This is a genomic window from Sporosarcina sp. SAFN-010, from assembly GCF_059415065.1.
This window is the reverse complement of record NZ_JBPFDS010000010.1, coordinates 91,804-115,384: the sequence shown is the minus strand read 5'-3', so window position 1 is coordinate 115,384 and position 23,581 is coordinate 91,804. Positions and strand designations below refer to the sequence as shown.

Annotated in this window: 22 protein-coding genes; 16 read left to right on the top strand and 6 right to left on the bottom strand. The window is 42.4% G+C overall.

Features of this window, described 5'->3' with window-relative positions:
• Positions 1-12: 12 nt before the first annotated feature.
• Positions 13-1,362, bottom strand: coding sequence for a hemolysin family protein (locus ACR65F_RS12480; RefSeq protein ID WP_039042581.1), 1,350 nt, complete (start codon positions 1,360-1,362; stop codon positions 13-15).
• A gap of 544 nt (positions 1,363-1,906) precedes the next feature.
• Between ACR65F_RS12480 and ACR65F_RS12475 the strand changes: the two genes are divergently transcribed.
• The 3 genes from ACR65F_RS12475 to ACR65F_RS12465 all read left to right on the top strand — a co-directional run bounded on the left by ACR65F_RS12475 (position 1,907) and on the right by ACR65F_RS12465 (position 6,954).
• On the top strand, positions 1,907-3,646 hold the full coding sequence (locus ACR65F_RS12475) for an ABC transporter ATP-binding protein (RefSeq protein ID WP_039042580.1): 1,740 nt from the start codon (positions 1,907-1,909) through the stop codon (positions 3,644-3,646).
• Positions 3,646-5,388: an ABC transporter ATP-binding protein gene (locus ACR65F_RS12470; protein WP_440504596.1), complete on the top strand. Its 1,743-nt coding sequence runs from the start codon at positions 3,646-3,648 to the stop codon at positions 5,386-5,388. Before ACR65F_RS12475 ends, ACR65F_RS12470 begins: the two co-directional genes overlap by 1 nt.
• A gap of 294 nt (positions 5,389-5,682) precedes the next feature.
• A complete protein-coding gene (locus ACR65F_RS12465) occupies positions 5,683-6,954 on the top strand; it encodes an MFS transporter (RefSeq protein WP_440504595.1) in 1,272 nt (423 codons plus the stop codon).
• A 273-nt stretch (positions 6,955-7,227) separates the two neighbouring features.
• On the opposite strand, the gene ACR65F_RS12460 is transcribed toward ACR65F_RS12465, so the two are convergent.
• Both ACR65F_RS12460 and ACR65F_RS12455 read right to left on the bottom strand, forming a co-directional pair.
• Positions 7,228-7,374: a hypothetical protein gene (locus ACR65F_RS12460; protein WP_156137929.1), complete on the bottom strand. Its 147-nt coding sequence runs from the start codon at positions 7,372-7,374 to the stop codon at positions 7,228-7,230.
• 54 nt (positions 7,375-7,428) lie between these two features.
• The gene (locus ACR65F_RS12455; RefSeq protein ID WP_039042592.1) at positions 7,429-7,632 is read right to left on the bottom strand and encodes a DUF5342 family protein; all 204 of its coding nucleotides are present in this window, start codon (positions 7,630-7,632) and stop codon (positions 7,429-7,431) included.
• Positions 7,633-7,703: 71 nt separating this feature from the next.
• Here ACR65F_RS12455 and ACR65F_RS12450 point away from each other — a divergent pair, with 71 nt between their 5' ends.
• Positions 7,704-8,096, top strand: coding sequence for a ferritin-like domain-containing protein (locus ACR65F_RS12450; RefSeq protein WP_039042578.1), 393 nt, complete (start codon positions 7,704-7,706; stop codon positions 8,094-8,096).
• Positions 8,097-8,390: 294 nt separating this feature from the next.
• On the opposite strand, the gene ACR65F_RS12445 is transcribed toward ACR65F_RS12450, so the two are convergent.
• On the bottom strand, positions 8,391-9,179 hold the full coding sequence (locus ACR65F_RS12445) for an ABC transporter substrate-binding protein (RefSeq protein ID WP_440504594.1): 789 nt from the start codon (positions 9,177-9,179) through the stop codon (positions 8,391-8,393).
• 131 nt (positions 9,180-9,310) lie between these two features.
• On the opposite strand from ACR65F_RS12445, the gene ACR65F_RS12440 reads away from it, so the two are divergent.
• The 5 genes from ACR65F_RS12440 to ACR65F_RS12420 all read left to right on the top strand — a co-directional run bounded on the left by ACR65F_RS12440 (position 9,311) and on the right by ACR65F_RS12420 (position 14,293).
• Positions 9,311-10,492, top strand: a complete 1,182-nt coding sequence (locus ACR65F_RS12440; protein WP_440504593.1) for a DUF445 domain-containing protein — start codon at positions 9,311-9,313, stop codon at positions 10,490-10,492.
• 12 nt (positions 10,493-10,504) lie between these two features.
• Entirely contained in the window at positions 10,505-10,855 is a 351-nt protein-coding gene (locus ACR65F_RS12435) for a YlbF/YmcA family competence regulator (RefSeq protein ID WP_039042576.1), read from the top strand.
• A gap of 105 nt (positions 10,856-10,960) precedes the next feature.
• Positions 10,961-12,466 (top strand): coproporphyrinogen III oxidase, encoded by a 1,506-nt coding sequence (locus tag ACR65F_RS12430; protein WP_440504592.1) that lies wholly within the window; start codon positions 10,961-10,963, stop codon positions 12,464-12,466.
• A gap of 86 nt (positions 12,467-12,552) precedes the next feature.
• Positions 12,553-13,335 carry an enoyl-CoA hydratase gene (locus tag ACR65F_RS12425; RefSeq protein ID WP_440504602.1) on the top strand — a complete coding sequence of 261 codons (783 nt, stop codon included), beginning with the start codon at positions 12,553-12,555 and terminating at the stop codon, positions 13,333-13,335.
• Positions 13,336-13,474: 139 nt separating this feature from the next.
• Positions 13,475-14,293 carry an STAS domain-containing protein gene (locus ACR65F_RS12420; RefSeq protein WP_440504591.1) on the top strand — a complete coding sequence of 273 codons (819 nt, stop codon included), beginning with the start codon at positions 13,475-13,477 and terminating at the stop codon, positions 14,291-14,293.
• Between the two features lie 15 nt (positions 14,294-14,308).
• On the opposite strand, the gene mgsA is transcribed toward ACR65F_RS12420, so the two are convergent.
• Positions 14,309-14,743: a methylglyoxal synthase gene (gene mgsA, locus ACR65F_RS12415; protein ID WP_039042572.1), complete on the bottom strand. Its 435-nt coding sequence runs from the start codon at positions 14,741-14,743 to the stop codon at positions 14,309-14,311.
• A gap of 56 nt (positions 14,744-14,799) precedes the next feature.
• Positions 14,800-14,985, bottom strand: coding sequence for a YhzD family protein (locus ACR65F_RS12410; protein WP_039042590.1), 186 nt, complete (start codon positions 14,983-14,985; stop codon positions 14,800-14,802).
• A 311-nt stretch (positions 14,986-15,296) separates the two neighbouring features.
• Between ACR65F_RS12410 and ACR65F_RS12405 the strand changes: the two genes are divergently transcribed.
• The 7 genes from ACR65F_RS12405 (at position 15,297) to yhaM (ending at position 23,284) form a co-directional block, all read left to right on the top strand.
• On the top strand, positions 15,297-15,503 hold the full coding sequence (locus tag ACR65F_RS12405; RefSeq protein WP_039042571.1) for a helix-turn-helix transcriptional regulator: 207 nt from the start codon (positions 15,297-15,299) through the stop codon (positions 15,501-15,503).
• Positions 15,504-15,518: 15 nt separating this feature from the next.
• The gene (locus tag ACR65F_RS12400) at positions 15,519-15,818 is read left to right on the top strand and encodes a DUF2178 domain-containing protein (RefSeq protein WP_440504590.1); all 300 of its coding nucleotides are present in this window, start codon (positions 15,519-15,521) and stop codon (positions 15,816-15,818) included.
• Positions 15,819-15,916: 98 nt separating this feature from the next.
• Positions 15,917-16,816 carry an ABC transporter ATP-binding protein gene (locus tag ACR65F_RS12395; RefSeq protein WP_039042569.1) on the top strand — a complete coding sequence of 300 codons (900 nt, stop codon included), beginning with the start codon at positions 15,917-15,919 and terminating at the stop codon, positions 16,814-16,816.
• Positions 16,809-18,065: an ABC transporter permease gene (locus ACR65F_RS12390; RefSeq protein ID WP_039042568.1), complete on the top strand. Its 1,257-nt coding sequence runs from the start codon at positions 16,809-16,811 to the stop codon at positions 18,063-18,065. The genes ACR65F_RS12395 and ACR65F_RS12390 overlap by 8 nt, the downstream gene beginning before the upstream one ends.
• A 159-nt stretch (positions 18,066-18,224) precedes the next feature.
• Positions 18,225-19,430, top strand: coding sequence for a metallophosphoesterase family protein (locus ACR65F_RS12385; RefSeq protein ID WP_440504589.1), 1,206 nt, complete (start codon positions 18,225-18,227; stop codon positions 19,428-19,430).
• Between the two features lie 18 nt (positions 19,431-19,448).
• Entirely contained in the window at positions 19,449-22,349 is a 2,901-nt protein-coding gene (locus ACR65F_RS12380) for an ATP-binding protein (RefSeq protein WP_440504588.1), read from the top strand.
• Positions 22,346-23,284 carry a 3'-5' exoribonuclease YhaM gene (yhaM, locus tag ACR65F_RS12375; protein WP_039042565.1) on the top strand — a complete coding sequence of 313 codons (939 nt, stop codon included), beginning with the start codon at positions 22,346-22,348 and terminating at the stop codon, positions 23,282-23,284. The genes ACR65F_RS12380 and yhaM overlap by 4 nt, the downstream gene beginning before the upstream one ends.
• The last annotated feature ends 297 nt before the right edge of the window (positions 23,285-23,581 follow it).

The following is a 23,581-nucleotide window of genomic DNA, read 5'->3' as shown; positions in this document are numbered from 1 at the left end:
CGTCTCTTTTTATTACACCATTTCTTCTTCTAAGTCTGCTTCCTCATCTTCGAGTTTCTCTGCTTCAAGATAGAGAATGTGGTGACCTTCCACGTCTTTGACGGAAAATTCATAGCCTTGTTCTATAATTTTTTCTCCGGGAATGGCTTCAAAGCGTTGAGACATGAACCATCCACCAATGGTATCGATATCCTCTTCATCGAGGTCGATGCCAAGTGTATCATTGACGTTGTCCAAAAGCATTTTTGCGTCGAGGATGAAATGGCCTTCACCAACTACCTGAACATCTGGTAATTCGTCTTGGTCAAATTCATCTTGTATTTCACCAACGATTTCTTCAAGGATATCTTCAATGGTAACCAATCCGGAGGTTCCACCGTATTCATCCATAAGAATCGCCATATGAATGCGTTCTCGTTGGATTTTTAACAGCAAGTCTCCAATTGCCATCGTTTCAATGACACGAATAATCGGCTGCATGTAGGCAGTGACCGGTAACTCTCCGTTTTTAGGGTTCTTAATATATGCTGTGAGCAAATGCTTCATATTAACGAGACCAATAACATGATCCTTGTCACCATCGGTAACAGGGTATCGAGTGAATTGCTCGATGCCAGGCATGTTGAAGATTTCAGCAGCGGTCATTTCTTTTTCAATGGTCATCATTTCCGTTCGAGGAACCATAATTTCTTTTGCAATCCGATCATCGAATTCAAATATTTTGTTCACATATTTGTATTCGGATTGATTGATTTCCCCGCTTTTCAAACTGTCGGACAAAATCATTCGCAATTCTTCTTCTGTATGGGCTACATCTGCTTCATGGATTGGTCGAAAGCCAAATAATCGAGTCACTAATCTTGCTGAACCATTTAAGATCTTAATGAACGGATACATCGTGCGATAAAAGATGATGAGTGGTTTTGCAAGTGCAAGTGTTAACGTTTCTGCTTTCTGAATCGCTACCGTTTTTGGAGCAAGCTCACCAATGACAACATGAAGGAATGTCACGACAATAAGCGCGATAGAAAAAGAAAGGAAGACTGTCATGCTAGTTGATAACTGCAAATAAGTAAACAGAGGCTCAAGCATTAACGCAACGGTCGGTTCTCCAAGCATACCGAGTCCGAGTGCGGTAATCGTAATTCCGAGCTGACAGGCAGACAAGTATTCATCGAGGTTATCTACAACTCGTTTAGCATTTACAGCTTTTTTGTTGCCTGCTAAAGCTAGCTGATCGATTCGTGTCATTCTGACTTTCACTATTGCAAACTCAGCTGCAACAAAAAATGCAGTGAGGGCGATCAAGGCAGCAAATGCTGCCAAGCGTATGGGAATATCCAAATGGGTGCTTTGTTTCATGCCAGTGAAGGGGGAAACAAAGCGTACACCTCCTGTGGTTTAAAATTAGGTAGTTGAACTAATCATAAATGGTTAAAGCGAGAAATACAATGATTTTTCCTCTGGAATCTCCTGTAAGAACCTATGAAATTTTCAAAAGATTTCATAAAAAGTATTGACAATGTTCAAAAGAGCGTGATAATCTAATATTATTCGAAACTCGAAAGGAAAAGGAGGGCTTGACATGAACAAACGTGTAGCGCACAAAATCACTCAACTTCAAGCTTGGCCCTTCGCACCGCGATTATAGTAGATTGAATCTAAAATCGTTAGGTTACAGGGCACCGTTCCCTATTCAGACATACGTCTCTGAATGGAGAGCGTGTGTCTTTTTATGTTCACTAAAATAAGGTGTTATCACGCAAAGCGTGTTGCATATACAACTAATACGAAAGGGGAGCTATAGATGTGATGAACGAAACGTTCCAACCTATAAAATTGCTTAAAAAGGAGACACCAGAAGGCGGATAGCTGAAGTTGCTCCAAGAAAGGTCGTAGATATAGTATGTTTTCGGTTTTAGGGAAATTAAGTTGGTTTTTTAAGGAGAATAAGAAGCGCTATACCATTGCTCTCCTATTATTAATTATGTCAAGTATCTTGGGAATTATCCCCCCATGGATTATAGGTAAGGCAATCGACGGAATCCACTTGAATACGATGAATGCTCAATTGCTTTGGACATATATCGGCATCATGTTACTCATTATTGTAATTGGATATATTGGGGATTACGTTTGGCAATACCAATTGTTTGGTGGCGCCAATGTCATTGAACGGAAATTACGTGGCAATTTAATGCGCCATTTTCTAAAGATGACCCCGTCATTTTATCAACGTAACAAAACAGGGGATTTAATGGCCCGATCAACAAATGATCTTCAAGCCATCTCTGAAACGGCTGGATTTGGAATTATGACGCTGATTGACTCCACGGTATACTTGTTCACCCTAATTGTCATGATGGGGTTCCTCGTGTCGTGGAAACTAACACTTGCAGCAATTTTACCATTACCCATTTTAGCTTATTTAATGCAAGTGCTTGGAAAACGAATACATCTCAAATTCGTAACCGCACAAAAGGCATTCGGTGATCTGAATGATGACGTGCTAGAAGCTGTGGCGGGTGTCCGGGTCGTGCGTGCATATGTTCAGGAACGCGCTGAAGAAAAGCGCTTTGAAGATGCGACAGAAGACGTTTACCAAAAGAATATGGAAGTTGAACGGATCGACGCACTGTTCACCCCCATATCAAAAATAATGACATCGTTATCGTATATGATTGGTCTCGGTTATGGAGCCTATTTGGTTTCCGTGGGAGAGATGTCATTAGGTGGATTGGTTACGTTCAACGTCTATCTCGGAATGATTGTGTGGCCAATGTTTGCCATTGGTGAACTCATCAATGTCATGCAACGCGGAAATGCATCACTCGATCGCGTTCAAGAAACATTGGATGCAATTGAAGATGTCAGAGATCCATCGATGCCTGTGCAGATGAACCGTCCTGGAGTGATCGGTTTTGAAGACGTCAGTTTTGCATATCCGACGTCTGAACGTAAAAACTTGGATCAGATCCGTGTGAAACTATCAGGTGGCCAAACATTAGGTATCGTTGGAAAAACGGGCAGCGGAAAGACGACATTTGTCAAACAGTTGCTGCGCGAATATCCTGCAGGTGAAGGCTTGCTCTCATTTGACGGGAACCGTTTGGATGATATGACGAAGGAGCAAGTCCGTAACTGGATTGGTTATGTGCCTCAGGATCATGTGTTATTTTCACGTTCGGTTCGCGACAATATTTTATTTGGTAAACCGGATGCAGACGATCGTGATATTGCAGAAGCGATTCGACTTGCCCACTTTGAAAAGGACTTGGAACTATTGCCGGAAGGGTTACAAACCCTTGTCGGTGAAAAAGGAGTCGCCCTTTCAGGTGGACAAAAACAGCGAATTTCTATCGCTCGTGCTATTGTGAAAAATCCAGAGATTCTGGTCTTGGATGATTCACTATCTGCGGTAGATGCAAAAACGGAAACAAGAATCATTGAGAACATCCAAAACGAGCGTAGTGGGAAAACGACAATTATCACAACGCACCGATTATCAGCAATTCAGCATGCGGATTGGATTATTGTCCTTGAGGATGGCCGTGTGATTGAAGAAGGAAATCACGAAGACTTGCTCTCGATGAACGGCTGGTATAAAGAACAATATGATCGCCAGCAGATCGGAGGGGGAGAATAATGACGACAGGTAAACGATTAGTAAACTATGCGCTGCAATTCAAAGGGTATTTCGTTGGCGGCATGGTACTCCTCGCAATAGCAGTTGGGGCAGATTTGCTTGGCCCAATCATTGCAAAACAAATTATAGATAATCATATAGCAGGTGCAGCAACAGGTGGCATTGATTTTGAACCGATTGCTAAACTTCTCGCAATCTTTTTCGGCCTAGCAGTTGTCACGGCAATCTTCCGTTATGGACAGTATTTGCTTTTGCAGGCGACAGCGAACCGGATTGTCCAGAAAATGAGAAATGAACTATATCAACATATTCAAACGTTGCCGATCAGTTATTTTGATAACTTGCCTGCAGGTAAAGTTGTGGCGCGTGTGACGAATGATACCGAAGCCATACGACATTTGTACGTAACCGTCGTATCTCAATTTGCGATTAGCGGCATGTACATCATTGGAATCTATATAGCATTATTCAGTTTGGATCCGAAAATGGGAGCGATTTTGCTTTTTGTCTTACCACTACTCTACATCTGGATGATTCTTTATCGAAAATTTGCTTCCAAAGTCAATCACGTTATCCGTGCAAAAGTCAGTGACATGAATGGGATGATCAATGAATCCATTAACGGGATGACAATCATTCAAGCATTCGGACGCGAGAAACAGATGGAAGGCGAATTTGAAGAACTAAATACGACGCATTATGACTATCAGACGAAGTTACTGAAAGTGGAAGCGGCAACGTCCCATAACTTGGTCAATGCGATCCGATCGATGACGTTCGTTATTTTCATTTGGTATTTCGCCGGAGCTTCAATTACAACAGGAAGCGTTGTATCCGTAGGTTTACTGTATGCGTTTGTTGACTACATTACACGTCTGTTTAACCCTGTAACAGGTATCGTGAATCAGTTCGCGAGACTTGAACATTCTTTAGTTGCGGCAGAGCGGGTGTTCCAGCTACTAGATCGATCTGGAGAACCTGTCAGTGATGAACGAATGGAGCGCTACGAGGGAAATGTGACGTTTGAGGATGTATGGTTTGCCTACAAAGAAGAGGAATATGTCTTAAAGGACATTAAGTTCGAAGCGAAACGTGGGGAAACGGTGGCACTCGTTGGTCATACGGGTTCAGGAAAAAGTTCCATCATGAACTTGCTGTTCCGTTTCTATGATCCGGTTAAAGGAAAGATTTTAATCGATGGTCACGACATTACTTCCTTACCACGCCAGACGATTCGCAATCATATGGGCATCGTACTACAAGATCCTTATTTGTTCACTGGAACTGTTGAATCCAACATCAGTCTTGGCGATGAACGAATTTCCAGAGACAAAGTTCGTGAATCGTTGGAAGCAGTTGGTGGAGAACGAGTACTTGAGCATTTGCCTAAGGGGATTGAAGAACCTGTTGTTGAAAAAGGAAGCACACTCTCTAGTGGACAACGACAGCTCATCTCTTTTGCGAGGGCACTCGCGTTCGACCCTGCGATTTTAATATTGGATGAAGCAACCTCCAATATTGATACAGAGACGGAGGAAATTATTCAGCATGCGATGGACGTATTGAAAAAGGGACGTACGACGTTCATCATTGCTCACAGACTTTCAACGATTAAAAACGCAGATAAGATTTTGGTGTTAGATCGCGGTGAAATCGTTGAAAGCGGAACGCATGATGAATTAGTGCTGCTCGACGGACAATATGCACAAATGTATAAGTTGCAATCAGGGATTTCTGTTTAATATTGAAAAAGTCGAAGCCAATGAGCTTCGGCTTTTTTTTATGAGCTTTTTGGGGAGTATACGAGGAAGAGGAATCAGCATTATGGTGGAGTGAATCGGAAACTCGTAAGCAAGTATCGGCAATATGAAGACGGAAATCGGCAATTTCAATCATGGAATCGGAAATTTAGAGAAATGAACTCTAGCACAACCCCTTGTCCATATATTTCATAATTCGAAAAAGTATTGCGTACATACCCGAAAAACCATATATTTAGAGTATCGAAAATTCCGGATAAGAAAGTAGGGGTTCCCTTGAACCTGATTCATGATTGGAAAAAAACGATCTTATTGTATAATCGAAACGTGAAATTCTTCTTGCTTGCTAATATCTTCATTCAAATCGGACTTGGCGCCTTTATGGTTATGTACAATTTGTATATTCGTGAACTCGGAATGCCTGAAACCGTAAATGGAAAAGTGATTTCCATGACAGCGCTGGCTACAGCTATCATGCTCGTTCCTGCTGGATTTTTAAGCGATAAATTTGGTCGCAAGTGGATGATTACAGGGGGAGCGGCCATTACGGTCGTCACTCTGTTTTGGAGAAGTGCAACCGTAATGGAAGAACCCATTATATTCGTATCCTCACTCACAGGAGTTTTCATGGCGTTTGTGCAAGTATCGGGTATTCCATTTCTTGCTGAAAACTCAGCTCCATCTGAAAGGGTCAAACTATTCAGCATCCAGTTTGCACTCATCACTGTTTCTCAGGTGATCGGAAGTCTTGCAGGGGGATTGCTAGCAGATGGGTTGCAACTGTTCTTTAATATGGGAGCAGTGGATGCAATTCGATGGTCGTTATATGTTGGCGCAGGGGTATTTGCGTTAGGGCTTCCACCCTTGTTCGCCTTGAAAGACAAACCGCCCATTCCAGTACAAGTGCGTGAAACAACTCCAAAGGAAATTAAAGCAACTCCCGAGGAAACGAGGGATACAAGTTTCAAAAAGAACTTCATCCTCATTCTTCACTTTTCGTTCGCAGGATTGCTGATTGGAATCGGTTCGGGTCTTGTGGTTCCTTACTTAAACTTATACTTTGCCAATCGTTTCAGTGCTTCCAACTCGTATATAGGACTGATACTATCTCTTGGATCTGCTATGACTGCAGTGGCGGTGCTTATTGGCCCCATGCTTGTAAAAAAAGTTGGTAAAGTGAAGGCACTCATTCTTTTTCAGTTGCTTTCAATCCCATTCTTATTACTCACAGGATTTACAAATTCACTAATACTGGCATCTCTTGGGTTTCTACTCCGCCAAGCGCTTATGAATGCAGGGAATCCGATACAAAGTGCTGTTGCGATGGAACTCGTTTCAGATAAGTATAGGGGACTCGCGAACTCGATGAACCAAACCGTATTCCAATTAGGTTGGGCGTCGATGGCCCCGATTGCAACTGGCCTCGTTGTAGCACGTGGTTTTTATTGGGGCTATGCCATCGCATTTAGTATCACAGCAGCGCTCTATGTAATTTCTTCGATTTATTACTATGTAGTGATTGGCAAACAAAAACTATCTGAAGACTAATTATGGTGGATACATTATTTAACATTCGTTATCTAAAATATTATCCGTTGATTGTAGTGTAAGGCGGCGACTCCGAAGGGATAAGCGAAGATTGAAGACCCTGGACTGAGCAAAGCGAAGGAAGCGGCTGAAATCAAGCCCCTTGGAAAGCGTCCGCCTGAAACGAAAATCAACCCCGTTTTATGGCTGATTTAATGAGAAAAAGGCTAGTCCAAGAGGAAAATAACCCCTTTTAGACTAGCCCTTTACTTTTTGTCATTATTAATCCGACAGCTACATCCGCTTAGGCTGCGTTTCTTTCCAAGCGTTTTGTTCATCGGTCATACGATCTTTGTCTTCAAAAACATTTTCTGTTTTTTGATTTTCAACATACAATTGTTGTTTTTCTTTTGCCAATTGTTCAGGAGTCTTTTCTTCCATGCACATTCCCTCCAAAATTAATTAATACAGATAGTCTGTGCATAAACGAGCTCCTTATTCATACACGTGAAAGGTCATGAGCTCGTGTACCATTTTTTTTACGGATTCTTCATCATTAGGTGTGGATTTTGTCCACTTAATGGTTCCATCAGGCATATAATCTCCTGTAAATCGCTCAGAACCTTGCTGGAATGAAAACGTCCAACCGGGCAGTTGTCCACCTTCAAACATGGGCTGTACTCGAAAATGCTGTAACATATCATTTACCCCTTTCATGATTCAATTCACCTCTGCATATAGTTAAAGTAAACTATTTAGGAGGGCGAGACGTGTTTGTCTCAAAACTAAAGCAAGCCATTCATGATGAATACAAAGCCTACTTTTTTTACAAGTCTCTGCATGACCAGTTAAAAGAACCGATGTGGAAAGATTTTGTCCGCCATGCATATGAAGACGAGAAAAGTCATTACGAAATGTTTCAACAGCTCCATTATATGCTGACTGGATCGTTTGTGCCTAATCCGAAACGTCCTGTTCCTTGCTATGATGCCAAACAATGTGTGCAGAAAGCGCTTGTCGATGAATTGGAGGACATTGAAACGTATAAGGAAATGTTGTTGACCATTCCGATTGAAGAGGCATATAATCCTCTGTTCATTGCACTTCATGATGAAATGGAGCATGCAATCCGAATGTCCACTATTTACAATGCACTGCCTTGAACTGACAAAAACCACCCTTCGTAAAAATGCGGAAGGTGGTTTTTGTATGTATATGATGCTAAATGAATTCCTGAGGCCAATCAGAAATGCAAAGTTTGAGAGACAGCGCACTGTCAAAATGTCATTCGACAGAGTATCGATGGAAAGAGAAGGTTCATTACTAAAAGCCCTGTCGGAATTTCAGATTCCATGATAAAAGTTATGTCGATAGGACAACTATAGCACTAAAAATGATATGTGTAAATATGTTGCCTTGTAGTAATTAATGGGAAAATTATAATTGTTTTTTGACCTTCAAAGAGTGGCTTTACTAAGCCATTCTTTGAAGTAAGACGTGGCTTCCAGCATTCTAGGACCGTACCAAAACATCTCCCCGTCTATAGGTAATATCGTAGCATTCGGAAGCATTTCTTGAAATTCAGGAACATGTTTTTCTTTAAAAGGATATGGTTCTGAAGCTAAAAGTACCAAGTCTGGATTGGCGGACTGAAAATCATGAGTCGTAAGTTCTGGATATCTTCCAGGTAATACACGGATTGGATTGGAAAAACCGAGTGTTTCAAGTAGTGAGTCGATATAGGTTGTACGTCCAGCTGCCATATAAGGTTTTTTCCAAATGACATACATGGCACTTCCTGAGGTTAGCCCTTGAAGAGAATGGAATCCGGCTTGAATTTCAGATATCAAGCTTTGAGCTTCCTTCCGCCGATCGGTTACGTCTCCAATGTCTTCAATCATCGAATACGCCTCTTGCACGCATTGTACTTCCGCTACGTAAACTGGGAGGTGTTGTTCAAGCGCTTCTACAATTTCTTTCGTATTTTCTTCCTTCTCTGCGATGATCAGGTCCGGCTTCAATTGTAAAATGGCATCTAATTTTATATCTTTCGTACCAGCAACGGCTTTTACATCCAATACTGCTGGAGAAGGATGAATGCAAAAGCGGGTTCTTCCCACAATTTCTTCTTGCAAATCTAATGCAAATAAGGTGTCTGTAATGCCAGGACAAAGGGAAATAATTCGTTTCGGTGGATAGGTGTAAGTTACGGATCTTCCGAGTGCGTCTTGTACAGTTCGTTCCATAAAATCATCCTTTCTATCTTAGGAGCACATCTATACTGTTCATCATACTGGATTTTCACATCAAATTCAGCCGGTTTTTATACAGGACAGACAGCCTAATTAGTTGGTTAACCATGGTGTTCTGTTATAAGATGAAAGAAATCGAACAGGAAAAGGTGAAGCGATTGGAATTTTTATGGATTCTTTTGTTCATGGCACTCATCGGAGCAGTAATCGGGGGCTTCACGAACCACCTGGCTATCAAGATGTTATTTCGACCTCACGAGGCAAAATATATCGGCAGTTGGCGGGTTCCATTTACCCCGGGACTTATCCCGAAACGACGTGATGAACTTGCTGTACAACTAGGACGTACCGTAACAAATTATTTACTGACACCTGATACATTTCGAAAGCGCCTATTAACTCCTGACATGGCAGCCAAAGCAGAACAATTCGTTCAAAGTCGATTGGAGAAGGAAGTATTCCACTCCGAGCGAACGATTGCAGAGTGGTTTGAGCTCGCAGGGGTTTCCGATCTCGATCTAGTTCTGGAACGAAAAACTGCTACACTTATTGACGCTCGATTTGATAGAGCAAAACATGCAATCTTATCGGGAACTGTAGAAGAAAAGGTTCCTGAGAAATGGTTGTTGGAAGCAGAAACTCATATTCCAACAGTGACTTCTTATGTTTTGAATCGAGCGGATCAATTCGTGGATTCTTATGAAGGGAAAGTGATGTTTCAACGATTGATCACAGATTTCCTAGGGTCAAAAGGGACACTTGGCGGAATGGTCAATATGTTTTTCGGAGACTCGAACTCGCTCGTTGAAAAGGTACAACGGGAAGCGAAGAAATTCATCGCCGCACCTGGGACCACACAACTTATTGAAACGATGCTTACGAAAGAATGGAACAAATTGAAGCAGAGACCTATGGAAGAACTAGTAGGTGGTTTTGACTGGGATGGCCTTGGTGTCACGTTGCGTAACTATTTGCTTAAGGAATTGGATGTTTCTAATCGACTCGCGCAACCGATTCACTATTACTGGTCTTCTGGAGCTGCGTGGACTGCAACAAACTTAACACCTAAAGTCATCGAGTTTGCATTCACACAAGCAGAGATCCAATTGGAACAGTCCCTGAAAAGATTAAAGCTAGACCAAATTGTGAAAGAACAAGTAGACACATTCCCAGTTTCAGTACTTGAAGATCTTGTATTGGGGATTTCAAAACGTGAGTTTAAAATGATTACCGTCCTTGGCGCCCTATTAGGTGGTATGATTGGAATTGTGCAAGGACTCATTGTATACTTTACAAATCTTACTTAGGGGGAATTTTACATGGCAGTCAATATTTATGATGACATTAATAAGTTGGAAGAATCACTACGTACGACAGATGAATTTTTAGCGGTTAAAGAGGCGATCGAAAACGTCAAGGCGGACCCCGAAGCACTTGAAATGTTCCGCAATTTCCGTGAAATCCAAGTTACGTTGCAGCAAAAGCAAATGGCTGGTGAAGAAATTCAGCCGGACGAATTAGAGCATGCTCAAAAAACAGCTCAACTTTCACAACAAAATCCGAAAATCATGGCAATGCTAGAAGCGGAAATGAAGCTAAGCGGAGTCATCGAAGAAATTAACCGGATTCTCATGAAACCTGTTCAAGAAATTTACGAGACAATGAATTGACACCAAAACCAGCCCAATGAGGCTGGTTTTTTCTTTTCGTGGTTTGCTATACTGAGTATCACAGACAATCGGATCATTTAGATCCATGAGAAAGTTGGGCTAGCTATGAAAACTATCGCACTTCACGGCGATTTTAAAGAAGATTGGGTACGGATGTTCATCCATCTCTCCAATCTGTTTTTTGAGGAAACAAAAATTGCTAAGAAAGAAGAAACCGGAGAGCTCGATTTACGCTTCCAAGAAAGTCAGGAAGGAGACCTCCTGATAGTTACAGCGGAGCTTACGGTTCAAGAAAAAACCTACCATGCGGAGTTCAAAGAGAATGCTGAAGGCGGCAATGAAAAAGATCAGAACCGCCAATGGAAGAGGCTCTATTCGCATGTATTATTGGAAGTTCTGGAATCCTTTACGGGCATGAACCAAGAGTGGGGCATATTGACGGGGATTCGTCCGACGAAACTTTACCATAAGTATCGCCAGGAAGGTCATAACGCGCACGACGTAAAGAAACTGTTAATGGATAAACACCGTGTGTCCGAACGAAAAGTGAACTTGCTTGAGACAATCACCGACATTCAGTTGAAAGCTGTACCGGACCTTTACAAAGTTCAAGAAGAAGTGAGTATCTACATCGGTATCCCGTTTTGTCCGACAAAGTGTGCGTATTGTACGTTTCCTGCGTACGCGATCCATCGTAAAAGCGGCCGTGTAGAGACGTTTTTAGATGGCTTACACGAAGAAATTCGGCAACTCGGAGAATGGCTTACTGAACGGAATGTCAAAGTGACAACGATCTATTTTGGCGGCGGTACGCCAACATCCATTGAAGCAGAAGAAATGGACGCGCTGTATCAAGTCATGATTGAGTCTTTCCCGTTCATGAAAGAAGTACGGGAAGTGACGGTAGAAGCAGGGCGACCGGATACGATTACTCCCGCTAAAATTGATGTGCTCAAAAAGTTTGGTATCGACCGGATTAGTGTGAATCCACAATCGTATACAGACGAAACGCTGAAGGCAATCGGTCGTCATCATACAGTTCAAGAAACAATCGACAAATTTAAGCTGTCCCGTTCCATGGGCATGAATAACATTAATATGGATTTAATCATCGGACTGCCAAACGAAGGTATTGAAGAGTTCAGTCATTCGCTGCAAGAAACGGAAAAACTTCAGCCAGAGTCGTTGACGATTCACACACTTTCTTTTAAACGCGCTTCCGAAATGACACGGAATAAGAAGAAATACGAAGTGGCTGATCGCCCGACTGCTGAGAAAATGATGAAGCTTGGCGAACAGTGGACCGAAGCAAATGGATATGTCCCGTATTATTTATATCGCCAGAAAAACATTCTTGGGAATCTGGAGAACGTAGGGTATTCAAAGCCGGGTGAAGAAAGCATCTATAATATTATGATCATGGAAGAAGTGCAGTCCATTATCGGAATTGGTTGCGGCGCCTCTAGTAAGTTCCGTGACCCGAAGACTGGCCGGATTACACAATTCCATAACCCAAAAGATCCAGCCGCTTATATCTTATCGTACCAAGAATCCATTGAAAGAAAGTTAGAGTTGCTGGATGAGATCTTTCCACAACCTGTTTCAAAATAAAGGAGTTTTCACCTTTACCCCGAATTAGATTAATGAATGGCTATTCAGTTTAGCTGCCAGTAAAATTAATAGGGAAAAGGGGAGTTATCATGTATCAAACAATAGAACTTACAAAAGAAGATCGGATTGCGACGCTTACATTAAATCGACCGAATTCGATGAATGCGATGGACGATGTGATGATGAAGGAATTAGCAGATGCTTTTGAGGAGCTTAAGTCTAATCATTCAATACAGGTGTTACTCATCAAAGGAGCAGGTCGAACGTTTTCAGCAGGTGGAGATATTAAAAAAATGATCGATCCTGAGTCACCGATGGATATGGGAGATGTCATGCAACACATTACACGCCTAGCAAAGACACTCTACTTGCTACCACAAATCACGATCGCTGTCATTCATGGTTCCGCTGCTGGACTTGGTTTCAGTCTAGCACTTGGATGCGATATCCTAGTTGCTGAGGAAAACAGTAAACTGGCTATGAACTTTATCGGCATCGGGCTCGTGCCAGATGGCGGTGGGCATTTCTTCTTGAAAGAACGTATTGGTACCACGAATGCGAAGAAAATGATTTGGGGTGGAGAAGTCATCGATGGGAAGACAGCAAAAGCAGCAGGTCTTGTCGATGAACTCGTTCCAAATGGACAAGCAGAAGTAGCCGCAAGTCAACTTGCCAATGGATTGCTCAGGTCACCGATATCTGCAATGATTGCTTCTAAAAGAATTTTGCATGAAAGTAAGCGAACAGAGCTTGAGCAAGTGCTTCAGTTGGAAAGCGAATCTCAAGTGGCGATGCGAAACACGGCAGATCATTTAGAGGGCATTCGTGCATTTGTGGAAAAACGACAACCTGTTTTCTCAGGGAACTAATCAAACAAAACCGGCATCTCATTTAGCTGACTGTCGGTTTTACTTTTGCGTAAAACTGTTGTAAAAGGTTTCAATATGTAGAAAAAGGGAAGTAATACTAGTGTTTGTGTATATTCAAGTCAGTTAAGGAGGCAACAGCATGTCTAATGATCATGTTAGTCCAAAAGTAAAACAGTTTATGATTGACAATAGGGATAATTTCGAGCGAGAACTTTTAATGCAGGCGGCAACCGTCAATGATAAAATCGAAGAAATTCTTCGAATCGGTAATATTGACTTGATTGAAAATGCACATAAGCTTGTTGCCTTTGTCATTGAAGCAAAGAAAGATGAACTGGAGTCTTTTGCTAAAGTCGAAGGGGTTGCGTGGGCGAGACATGCTTTAACACTTGCGTTCAAACTAGAATGGGTTTCTGCAATCCGCCGTACGTTGTGGGACTTTATACAAGAGTACATACAAGCGAAAACAAAAGAGTTTACAGTGAAAGAATTCTTTGCACTTGAAAAAAAGATAAATTCACGATTAGATCATTTTTTAAATGAATTTTTCATTAGCTATTCATCCTACAAAGATCAGGAAATTAAAGCTCAAAAGAATCTTGTAGAAAACTTGTCCGTTCCGATTATCCCCATTACTCCAACAACTAGTATTTTGCCGCTAATTGGAATGCTCGACTATTATAGAACGACAGTCATCCAAGAAAAAGTATTGAATGAAATTAGCAGTCATCACATACAAACGCTCATCCTTGATTTATCGGGAATTTCAGATATGGAACATGAAGTTATAGATAATTTAAGTAAAGTCATTGAAAGCACCAAACTGATGGGCTGCCAGACAGTCATCACGGGACTCCGGCCGGATGTCGTCCGAAAAATGGCGACGCTCGGTATTCGATTAGACGGAGAAACCAAAACGCTTGGTACACTGCAGCGGGCTATCAAAACCTATCTATAAATTGAAAAAAGACGCTTATCCGCGGTCAAAGCGGGCAAGCGTCTTTTGTTTGTATTTATTTACAGTATCCCGCCATTGAAAATAGCCTTTTTCAATGGAGCGAATGAGCAGTTCAGCCGTCGCAATGTTTGTTGCAAGTGGAATGCCATATACATCGCAAAGACGTAACAACGCACTGACATCTGGTTCATGAGGTTGTGCTGTCAATGGATCCCGGAAAAATAGGATGAGATCCAATTCTCCAGTAGCAATCATCGCACCAATTTGCTGATCTCCGCCAAGTGGCCCAGAATTCATACGATTCACTTGTAGTTTAGTCTCTTCCATAATTCTTTTCCCAGTAGTTCCTGTAGCGTAAAGCGTATAATTTTCAAATATCGATTCATAGGCAATCGTGAAGTTTACCATTTCGTCTTTTTTTTCATCGTGGGCAATTAAAGCAATCTTCATGGTATGCGCCTCCTAACTGATTGTTTACAGAATAGCACACTGTATCGGAAAACGCTTTAAACATGAAACAACAATAATTTACCTGCAGGTGAAGCGAGGCGATGGGTCTGATTGAGCAGGTTTTGCTCTTCCAGCAACGTTTGTCCTTTCACTTTCGCTGCCTCGTCTGTATCAGCAGTAAATGTTTCATCCGCAATCATTTTTCCATCCTTTTCATACGCCGTCAATTTATACGTCCTCACAATCATCCACTCCAATCCGTTTCCTCTAGTATACACGTTTCTTACCTTAAATGAATAGTGATTCATTACCAAAGGAATGCTTAATTCAACTAATATAGAATATTATGCATACCGAACAGATAGTTTAAGACAGTATCTATTTAGAAGTGATTACTTCAATTAGGTGCTGTCTTTTTACTACTGCGCAAATGGAATGTAAATGTTGCTTGACATTGTAAGGTTTGTAAAGTACGCTTTACGTAAAGGTACCTTTACTACTGAATGAGATCCCTTGTTATTATTTATAGATGGGAAGGGAGGGGACCCGTTGAGTGAAAAACTTGATAAGAGAGATCCGAATGGAAATGGGTCTTACGCAAGATGAACTTTCTGAAAGTTTGGAAGTATCTCGTCAGACGATTATCTCTCTGGAAAAAGGTAGGTACAATCCATCGCTTATCCTAGCGTTTAAAATTTCCAAGTTGTTCAATCGCCCAATTGAAATGATATTTGATCCGGATGAAACGGAAGAAAAGTAGAAAAGGGGAATTTGAATGGATTGGATGTCAACCGCTTCTGGTTTCATTGTAGGTTTCGGAGTTGTTTCAATCATTGCTTTGATATTTTGGCGAAGAGGCAAGAAAAATCGATTATTCGATGAACGATATGAAAAAGTTCATGTCAAAGCAAGAACGGTTTCATGGATTACTTTCGTTGGACTGTCTTATCTCCTCGCTATAGCAGTTTTAATAATAGAGGGATGGACGCTCGCATCTATGTTATTAGCAAGTTTGTATGCGATTGGATTAATTACGTATTTTGTAGCTGTTCTTATCTATAACAGAAAACTATAAGATAAGTATTGAAATAGTCTAAGAGATTGCGAAATATTGAAACGGATTGAGTTGTAAAACGTAATCTTTAGTATAGAGAAATAAGGGGGAGTACAATCATGTCATTACAAATTGAACACGTGACAAAACGATTCGGTGACTTCACAGCTGTGAATGACCTTTCGTTAACAGTTGGAGAAGGAGCAATGTATGGTTTCTTAGGGGCGAACGGCGCGGGCAAAACGACGACATTTCGAATGATTCTCGGACTTCTGACACCGAACGAAGGACGTATTACTTGGAATGGGAAACCGATTTCTTATGCGACGAGCCCTCATATCGGCTATCTACCTGAGGAGCGCGGACTGTATCCGAAAATGAAAGTCGAAGAACAGCTGCTCTTTTTAGCGGAGCTGCGAGGTATGAAACGGTCCGATGCAAAACGGGAAATTGGCGGGTGGCTTGATCGTTTTGAAGTTCCGCAGTATTTGAACAAAAAAGTGGAGGAACTGTCAAAAGGTAATCAGCAGAAAATCCAAGTGATTGCAGCTCTTTTACATAAGCCGAAACTAATTATTTTGGATGAACCCTTCTCAGGGCTAGACCCAGTAAACGTGGAGATGTTGAAAAAAGCGATTCTTGATATTCGAAATAGCGGAGCGACGATTGTTTTTTCCAGTCACCGCATGGATCATGTGGAAGAATTATGTGAGCAATTCAGCATTATTGATCAGGGCAAGCAAATTGTCAGTGGGACATTGAAAGAAGTGAAACGCTCATTTGGAAAACAAAATGTACGCATCCGTTCAGATTATAAACTGGATGCACTTGCTGGACTTCCAGGCGTGAATTCTGTAAAACCAACGGTCGAAGGTGCAGTTTATCAGGTAGATTCTGACGAAACAGCAGAACTACTTCTGACGGAAGCGTTAAAAGCTGGACCTGTCCGACAATTTGAAATCGAAGAACCGACACTTCAAGATATCTTCATTGCAAAGGTGGGGAAGGAACATGCGTGAATTCTGGATTATATTCAAACAAGCATTTATGACGAAAGCAAAGACGAAGTCATTCGTCATTACGACAGTACTAGTGGTAGCGGGTATCTTTTTACTGTCAAACTTACCAAGAATTCTCGATTCGATTGATGGGATTGGTGGTGACGAGCCCACAACACTTAAAGTAATCGACGCGAGTGGGCAACTTGATGACCCACTCGCAGCAGTCCTTCAAGCGAATGAGTCTGACATTACGGTGGAGTCGACAGAAGAAAGTGAGAAGGATTTGGAGAAACAAGTCCGTTCTGAAGATATTGATTCGTTTCTGACGCTATCCTTGGATGAAACCAACACAATCCAGGCAAAGTATACGACTCTGAGTAGCATTGAAACTAGTTTGCCGGAAACGTTGCGCAATGCGCTGCAAACTGTTCAGGCGGGGGTCAAAGCTGATGAGCTATCCTTGTCGAGTGAACAAGTCGATTCTCTTTTTACACAAGTAAACTTTGAAAAGAATAATATTTCTGCTTCAGCAAAATCTGAGGATGAGTTGAATCAGGCACGTATATTAGTGTATGTCCTCATGTTTGTAATCTATTTTGCTGTCATCCTGTACTCAGGAATGATTGCAACGGAAGTCGCAACAGAAAAATCCTCCCGAGTGATGGAAATTCTGATCTCTAGTGTATCGCCGGTAAAGCATATGTTTGCTAAAGTACTCGGAATCGGAACACTTGGTATTGTCCAGATTGTGCTTTACGGAATTGCAGGATTCATCGCCTTTAAAACTTCTCCTTCAGAAGCGACTGAGGGGATCGGCAGTTTCTTCAACTTTACAGACATTAATCCGATGACACTTGTCTATGCAGTTGTGTTCTTCTTACTCGGGTACTTCTTATACGCGACGCTAGCAGCTCTTTTAGGCTCTCTCGTAAGCCGTACAGAAGACGTCCAGCAGATGATTATGCCGATGACGCTCATGATTGTTGCAGCATTCATATTGGCAGCATCAGGGTTAGGGAATCCTGAACTCGTGTACTTGAAGTACGCATCTTTCTTCCCGTTCTTCACACCACTGGTAATGTTTTTACGGGTAGGCATGTTGGATTTACCAATGTGGGAACCACTTCTTGCGATTGCAATTATGCTTGTGACCATCTTTGTACTAGGATGGTTTGGAGCGCGTGTTTATCGTGGCGGTGTCCTCATGTATGGTCCATCCCGATCATTGAAGGATATTAAGAAAGCGATTCAGTTAGGAAAAGAATAAGACTAGTTGAATCATCGAGTGTTCAAGCAGAGGAAAGCACGAATCCTCTGCTTTTTTGTGGAGTTTTTACAAGTGGAAATCTCTTGATTGCTGTCGCGTAACTACTTGGAATATGGTAAAATTAGAACAAATATTCGTTTTAGGAGGTGTCCACTATCAATGATTAGATTCCTACATACTGCGGACTTGCACTTAGACAGTCCATTTAAAGGAATAACGGACATGCCGATATCACGATTGACTGAACTTCGTGAAAGCACATTTGCAGCCTATGAAAAAATGATCCAGTATGCGGAGCAGTCCACACCGGATTTTGTTCTCATTGTAGGTGATATCTATGATGGAGAAGATCGTAGTTTGCGAGCACAAATGAGATTTGTCAAAGGACTTGAGCGTTTGAAACAAGCTAGTATTCCGGTGTTCATTTCCTATGGGAACCATGATCATCTCGGAGGTAAGTGGACACGATTCCAATTACCGGCTAACGTAACTGTATTTGGTCCGGAAGTGGAAACCTCAGAACTTGTTGTTCGAGGGCAGCGTATTCGGATCCATGGGTTCAGCTATAAGGAGCGTCACATTAAAGAAGCGATGATTGGACACTACCCGAAAGCGAATCGTGAACTAGGAACGATTGATATTGGCATGCTTCATGGCAGTATCGCAGGGGAAGAAACGCACGCCGTCTATGCCCCATTTACAAAAGAAGCGTTGATAGAAAAGGGCTATCAGTATTGGGCGCTTGGACATATTCATAAACGTCAACTTTTACATAATGAGCCCCCAATCGTCTATCCAGGGAACTTGCAAGGTCGTCATCGCAACGAACAGGGAGTGAAAGGCTTTTACGAAGTGGAACTTGAGGAGAATGTTGCCTCACTAAGCTTCGTTCCGACATCGGTTCTTGTATTTGATGAGATTAAGATGGATTGCACGGAAATGGGGCTTGCCAATGAGTGGCTGACTGCATGTCAGAATGCTGCGATTGAAGTCGTTGAGCGGAATGGCGCAAGTATTCTTAGTATCAGAAACGTTAACATTGGTGCAGAGGCAACTCAACTGTTCAGCGGTTCATCAGACGAAGAATGGCTAGAAGTTCTTCGTGATTCAGCGGATCGCAGTGCTTGGTTCTCTGAGCTATTATTTGAGTCGAACCAAAAGAGTGCGCTCTTGCCGGATTCTCCACTCGTTCGATCCGTGAAAGAGCAGATGGACAATTGGGATGAAGAAGATTGGAAAACGGTATTGCAGGATGTTTATCAGCATGCACGCTCGGGACCTTATTTGTCTTCATTAACCTCCGAAATGAAAGAAGAATTGAGCAGAGAAGCAGGAAAACTCATTTCAAATGAGCTCTCGACATGAAAATAGAGGTGACGCGATATGAAGATTGAGAGGATAACAATCTATGGATTTGGCCGTCAAAGCAATGTGACGATTGAGCTAGGGGATGGAGTCACTGTCTTTTACGGAGAGAATGAAGCCGGAAAAACGACGATTCATCAATTCATTTTACAAGTGTTATTTGGATTTCCACCAAAAAATAACGCGCTGTTGCGTTATGAACCGAAGACCGGATCGCGCTACGGTGGGAAAATTGTCCTCAGAGATAAAAAGTATGGTGTGGTTGAAGTAGAGCGAATTCGAGGGAAATCAGCTGGAGATGTAACTATACGTTACGAAAATGGAACGACTGGTGGGCAAGCAGAACTCAATGATCTCTTGCGTCAGTATGATCGAACAGCCTTTGAGTCGGTCTTTTCGTTTTCACTGTTTCAGCTACAAGGTTTGGAGTATATGGATTCGGATGAGCTAAGCCGCACGTTACTATCATCGGGTACAACAGGGATCGATTCGTTGCTTCAATTAGAAAAACGGCTCGAGAAAGAAAAATCGGAGCTGTTTAAAAAATCGGGCAAAAACCCTCAAATGAATGTACTGTTAAAAGAACTCCGAGATCTAGAAGAGACACTGAAAACACAAAGAGCGAAAGTGGATGAATACGAACCCGCCGTGATTCGACTGGAAGAAGTAGAGAGGCAACTAATCCTGGAACGGAGTAAGATGCAGAACTGTCAAGCAGAGTCGAAAAAGCTTGAGAGCTCTCTCTTACGAATCCCAATCATTGCAAACAGAAAACGGTTGCTTACTGAAATTCAAGAACTCGGTCAGAATGAGTTCCCTCCGAACGGCATACGTGATCAAGAAATGTTGGAAAGTAAAAAACATGAAGCAGAAGCGGTTCACGCCAGGGCTTCATTTCAATTACAGAATGTGAAGGACCAGCTCGAAAAAGAGGGTCAAAAAGATCGAGAAGTGGCAGTAGAAGCATTACTTGCAAAAGAATCTGATTGGCAAGTACTTCAACAGGAACTTGTAAGTGCTAAGTCAGATATTGTCCGGTTAACATCGGAGCGACAGCGGCTACTTGGTCTTCTCGGTGCATCTGAGTCCTCTGCAGTTGAGGGGCTAGTGCAACTAGATACTTCGTTCACTCAGGAGCAACGCTTTCAGGAAGTGGCAGAACGCTTAAAGCAAACAGAACGTGCAGTTCAATCCACTCAGTTGGAGTTGCAACGTACCGAAGAGTTGCAGGGGAGAACTGTTCAGCAACTTGAGAGGCTGAATGCTGATGCTCCAAATTCTGATGAACGAGCGCAAGCAGCAAAGTGGCCGTCTGTACGTGCGCGTCTTTCTGAAGCGAAAGCGTATGTGTCCTTTGCAAGAAAAGAACAGCAGACATCTTCTAAAACAATCATATGGATCTTGCTTGCTGCGGCGATTGTGGTGGCGGGATACGGGGTATTGCAGCAACAGTGGATAATCGCTGTATTAGGCATAATTATTGCTGCAGTAAGTGGTTATGGACTGATGCAAAAGCAGCAAGCCCCTTCGCAATCAGATGAACGCATGAAAGAAATGAGTGCACTTGTAAAAGCTTATGAAGGAAAAGAAGAGGCATTTGAAGAACTATGCAAGAGGACGGATGATTTTATCCGAAAAGCGGAGCAGTTGAAAATGACAGCTGATGGTTATGCGATGGACATAGATTCCCTTAGAAGCGATTTAGCTAGCCGGACTCAAGAAGAAACGAACGTCCGCAGACAGCTTACAGAACAACTTATCGAATGTGGTTTGCCTGCTTCAACGGGAATTGAAGTGATTCCGGAGTTGTTCCGATTGGTACGTCAGTTGCAAGAAACAGAACGATTCTTAGTGGAGAGATTGAACGAACGGCAAGAAACCTATAAGAAGATCGAGGAATATCTTGAGTTTGCACGCACAGTGCTTGAGCGTGAAGTTCCAGAAGCAGACCTGTATACTTTAATCAGGCAAGAGGCACGAAAACTGCGTGATGCCTCGCTCACAGCCGAAACTTATGAACGGCAAGTTAAGGAACTATCAAGAACGATGGAAGAGAAAAAACTTGAATTGCAGGCGTATCGAGAACAAGAACACCAATTATTCGAGATGGCAGGCGTTCCTGACAAACAATCATTCTACGGTGCATATGATCGTTGGCAACATATCCAAACGTTACAACTGAGTTTAGACGGATTGAATGATCAGTTAAAGACGCTTCATCATGCAGAGGAATTTGGCGATGATGAAGGATGGATCCAGCAACAACTTGCCTTAACTGAAGAACAATTGGTAGCCGCAGAGCAAGTAATTTCGGAGTTGACAGATGAACGTGCTGCTTTGCTGCATAAAACGGAAGTGTTACTTTCTGATGATGCCCATCTGCATACACAACAGCTTTATGAAAACAAAAAAGCGGAGTTCAATTCCCTGGCGTTATCCTGGTCGAGTCGTCAAGTAGCGGCTGAAGCGATTCGTCAAACGATGGGAGATTTGAAAGAGAAAAAGTTACCCGCTGTACTAACACGAGCAAATATGATGTATCATCAGCTAACAGCTGGACAATATGCTCAACTGGAGATTAATCCAGACGGACAATTTCAAGCAATGCGCAAAGATGGTCAATCGTTTGCGATTGCGGAATTGAGCCAAGCGACGAAAGAACAAGCGTATTTAGCGCTTCGGCTATCGCTTGCGAGTGAGTTAGCGGATCAGGCTCCGTTTCCAATTATAATGGATGATCCCTTTGTCCATTTCGATGCAAAACGGCTATCCCACATGACTCAACTCATATCGGAATTGTCATCAGATCATCAATTTATCGTATTTACTTGCCATGAGACGCTAGCTCCTCATTGGCCAGAAGCTAAAATTATCAATGTTTCCGAAATTGGAAACTCACCCGAAGGAGTTGCATTATGAAAAAGTTATTAGATCATAAAGTAGGAGAACCGGTAGACTTATTTTTGTTCGTCAAACAATCCACAAAAGGTGTCACTCAACAAGGAAGTCCATTCATGTCACTAGTGTTACAAGACAAAAGTGGCGACTTGGAAGCAAAGCTTTGGGATACGGGAGAAGAGCAAGAGCGTTTGTACCCTGCAGCTGCTATTGTACGCGTAGGCGGGGAAGTTCACGAGTATCGTGGGAAAAACCAGCTGCGCATTAAAAGCATTCGCCCTGCGAAAGCAGATGAAGGGATTACAATGTCCGATCTCGTTCCTTCTGCTGAAAAAAGTAAAGAGGAATTGATGGATGAGTTAATGCAATTCTTCTTTGAGATGAAGAACCCACAGATTCAAAGAATTACTCGTCATTTGATCAAAAAGCATCAGGAAGCGTTCATGATGTATCCTGCGGCAACACGGAATCACCATGATTATGTTTCAGGATTGCTCGATCATGTGGTTTCCATGTTGAAGCTAGCTAAAGCGGTAGCGGATCTGTATCCAACCTTGAACAAGGACTTATTGTACTCGGGTGTGATTTTGCATGATATCGGGAAAGTCATCGAATTATCCGGACCAGTTGCAGCTCACTACACAGTAGAAGGAAATTTACTCGGACATATTAGCATTATGGTGACGGAAATTTCTAAAGCTGCAGATGAGTTGGACGTATCCGGAGAAGAAGTAATGCTTCTTCAGCACATGGTCCTCTCCCATCACGGAAAAGAAGAGTGGGGTAGCCCGAAACGTCCAATGTTGCCTGAAGCAGAAATGCTACACTACATCGATAATATCGATGCCAAAATGAACATGCTGAACCGAGCGATGAGTAAAACTGAGCCTGGAGAATTCTCGGAACGCATTTTCCCATTGGAGAACCGCTCATTCTATAAGCCAACATTTGAATAAGAACGATGAAAAGGAGCTTCCTCGGAAGCTCCTTTTTTGTTGGAGGATTGGAGAGTGCTCATGCACATTGGGAAGTGATCATAAACCTTTGAACGAGCGGGTTCTTGCGAGAAACGATCGGGTAGCCCTGAGGAACGAGCGGGTACTGGCGAGAAACGATCGGGTAGCCCTGAGGAACGAGCGGGTACTGGCGAGAAACGGTCGAGTTGCCGCGGAGAACGGGCGGGTACTGGCGAGAAACGGTCGGGTTGCACCGGGGAACGAGCGGGTACTGACGAGAAACGAGCGGGTTAAGAT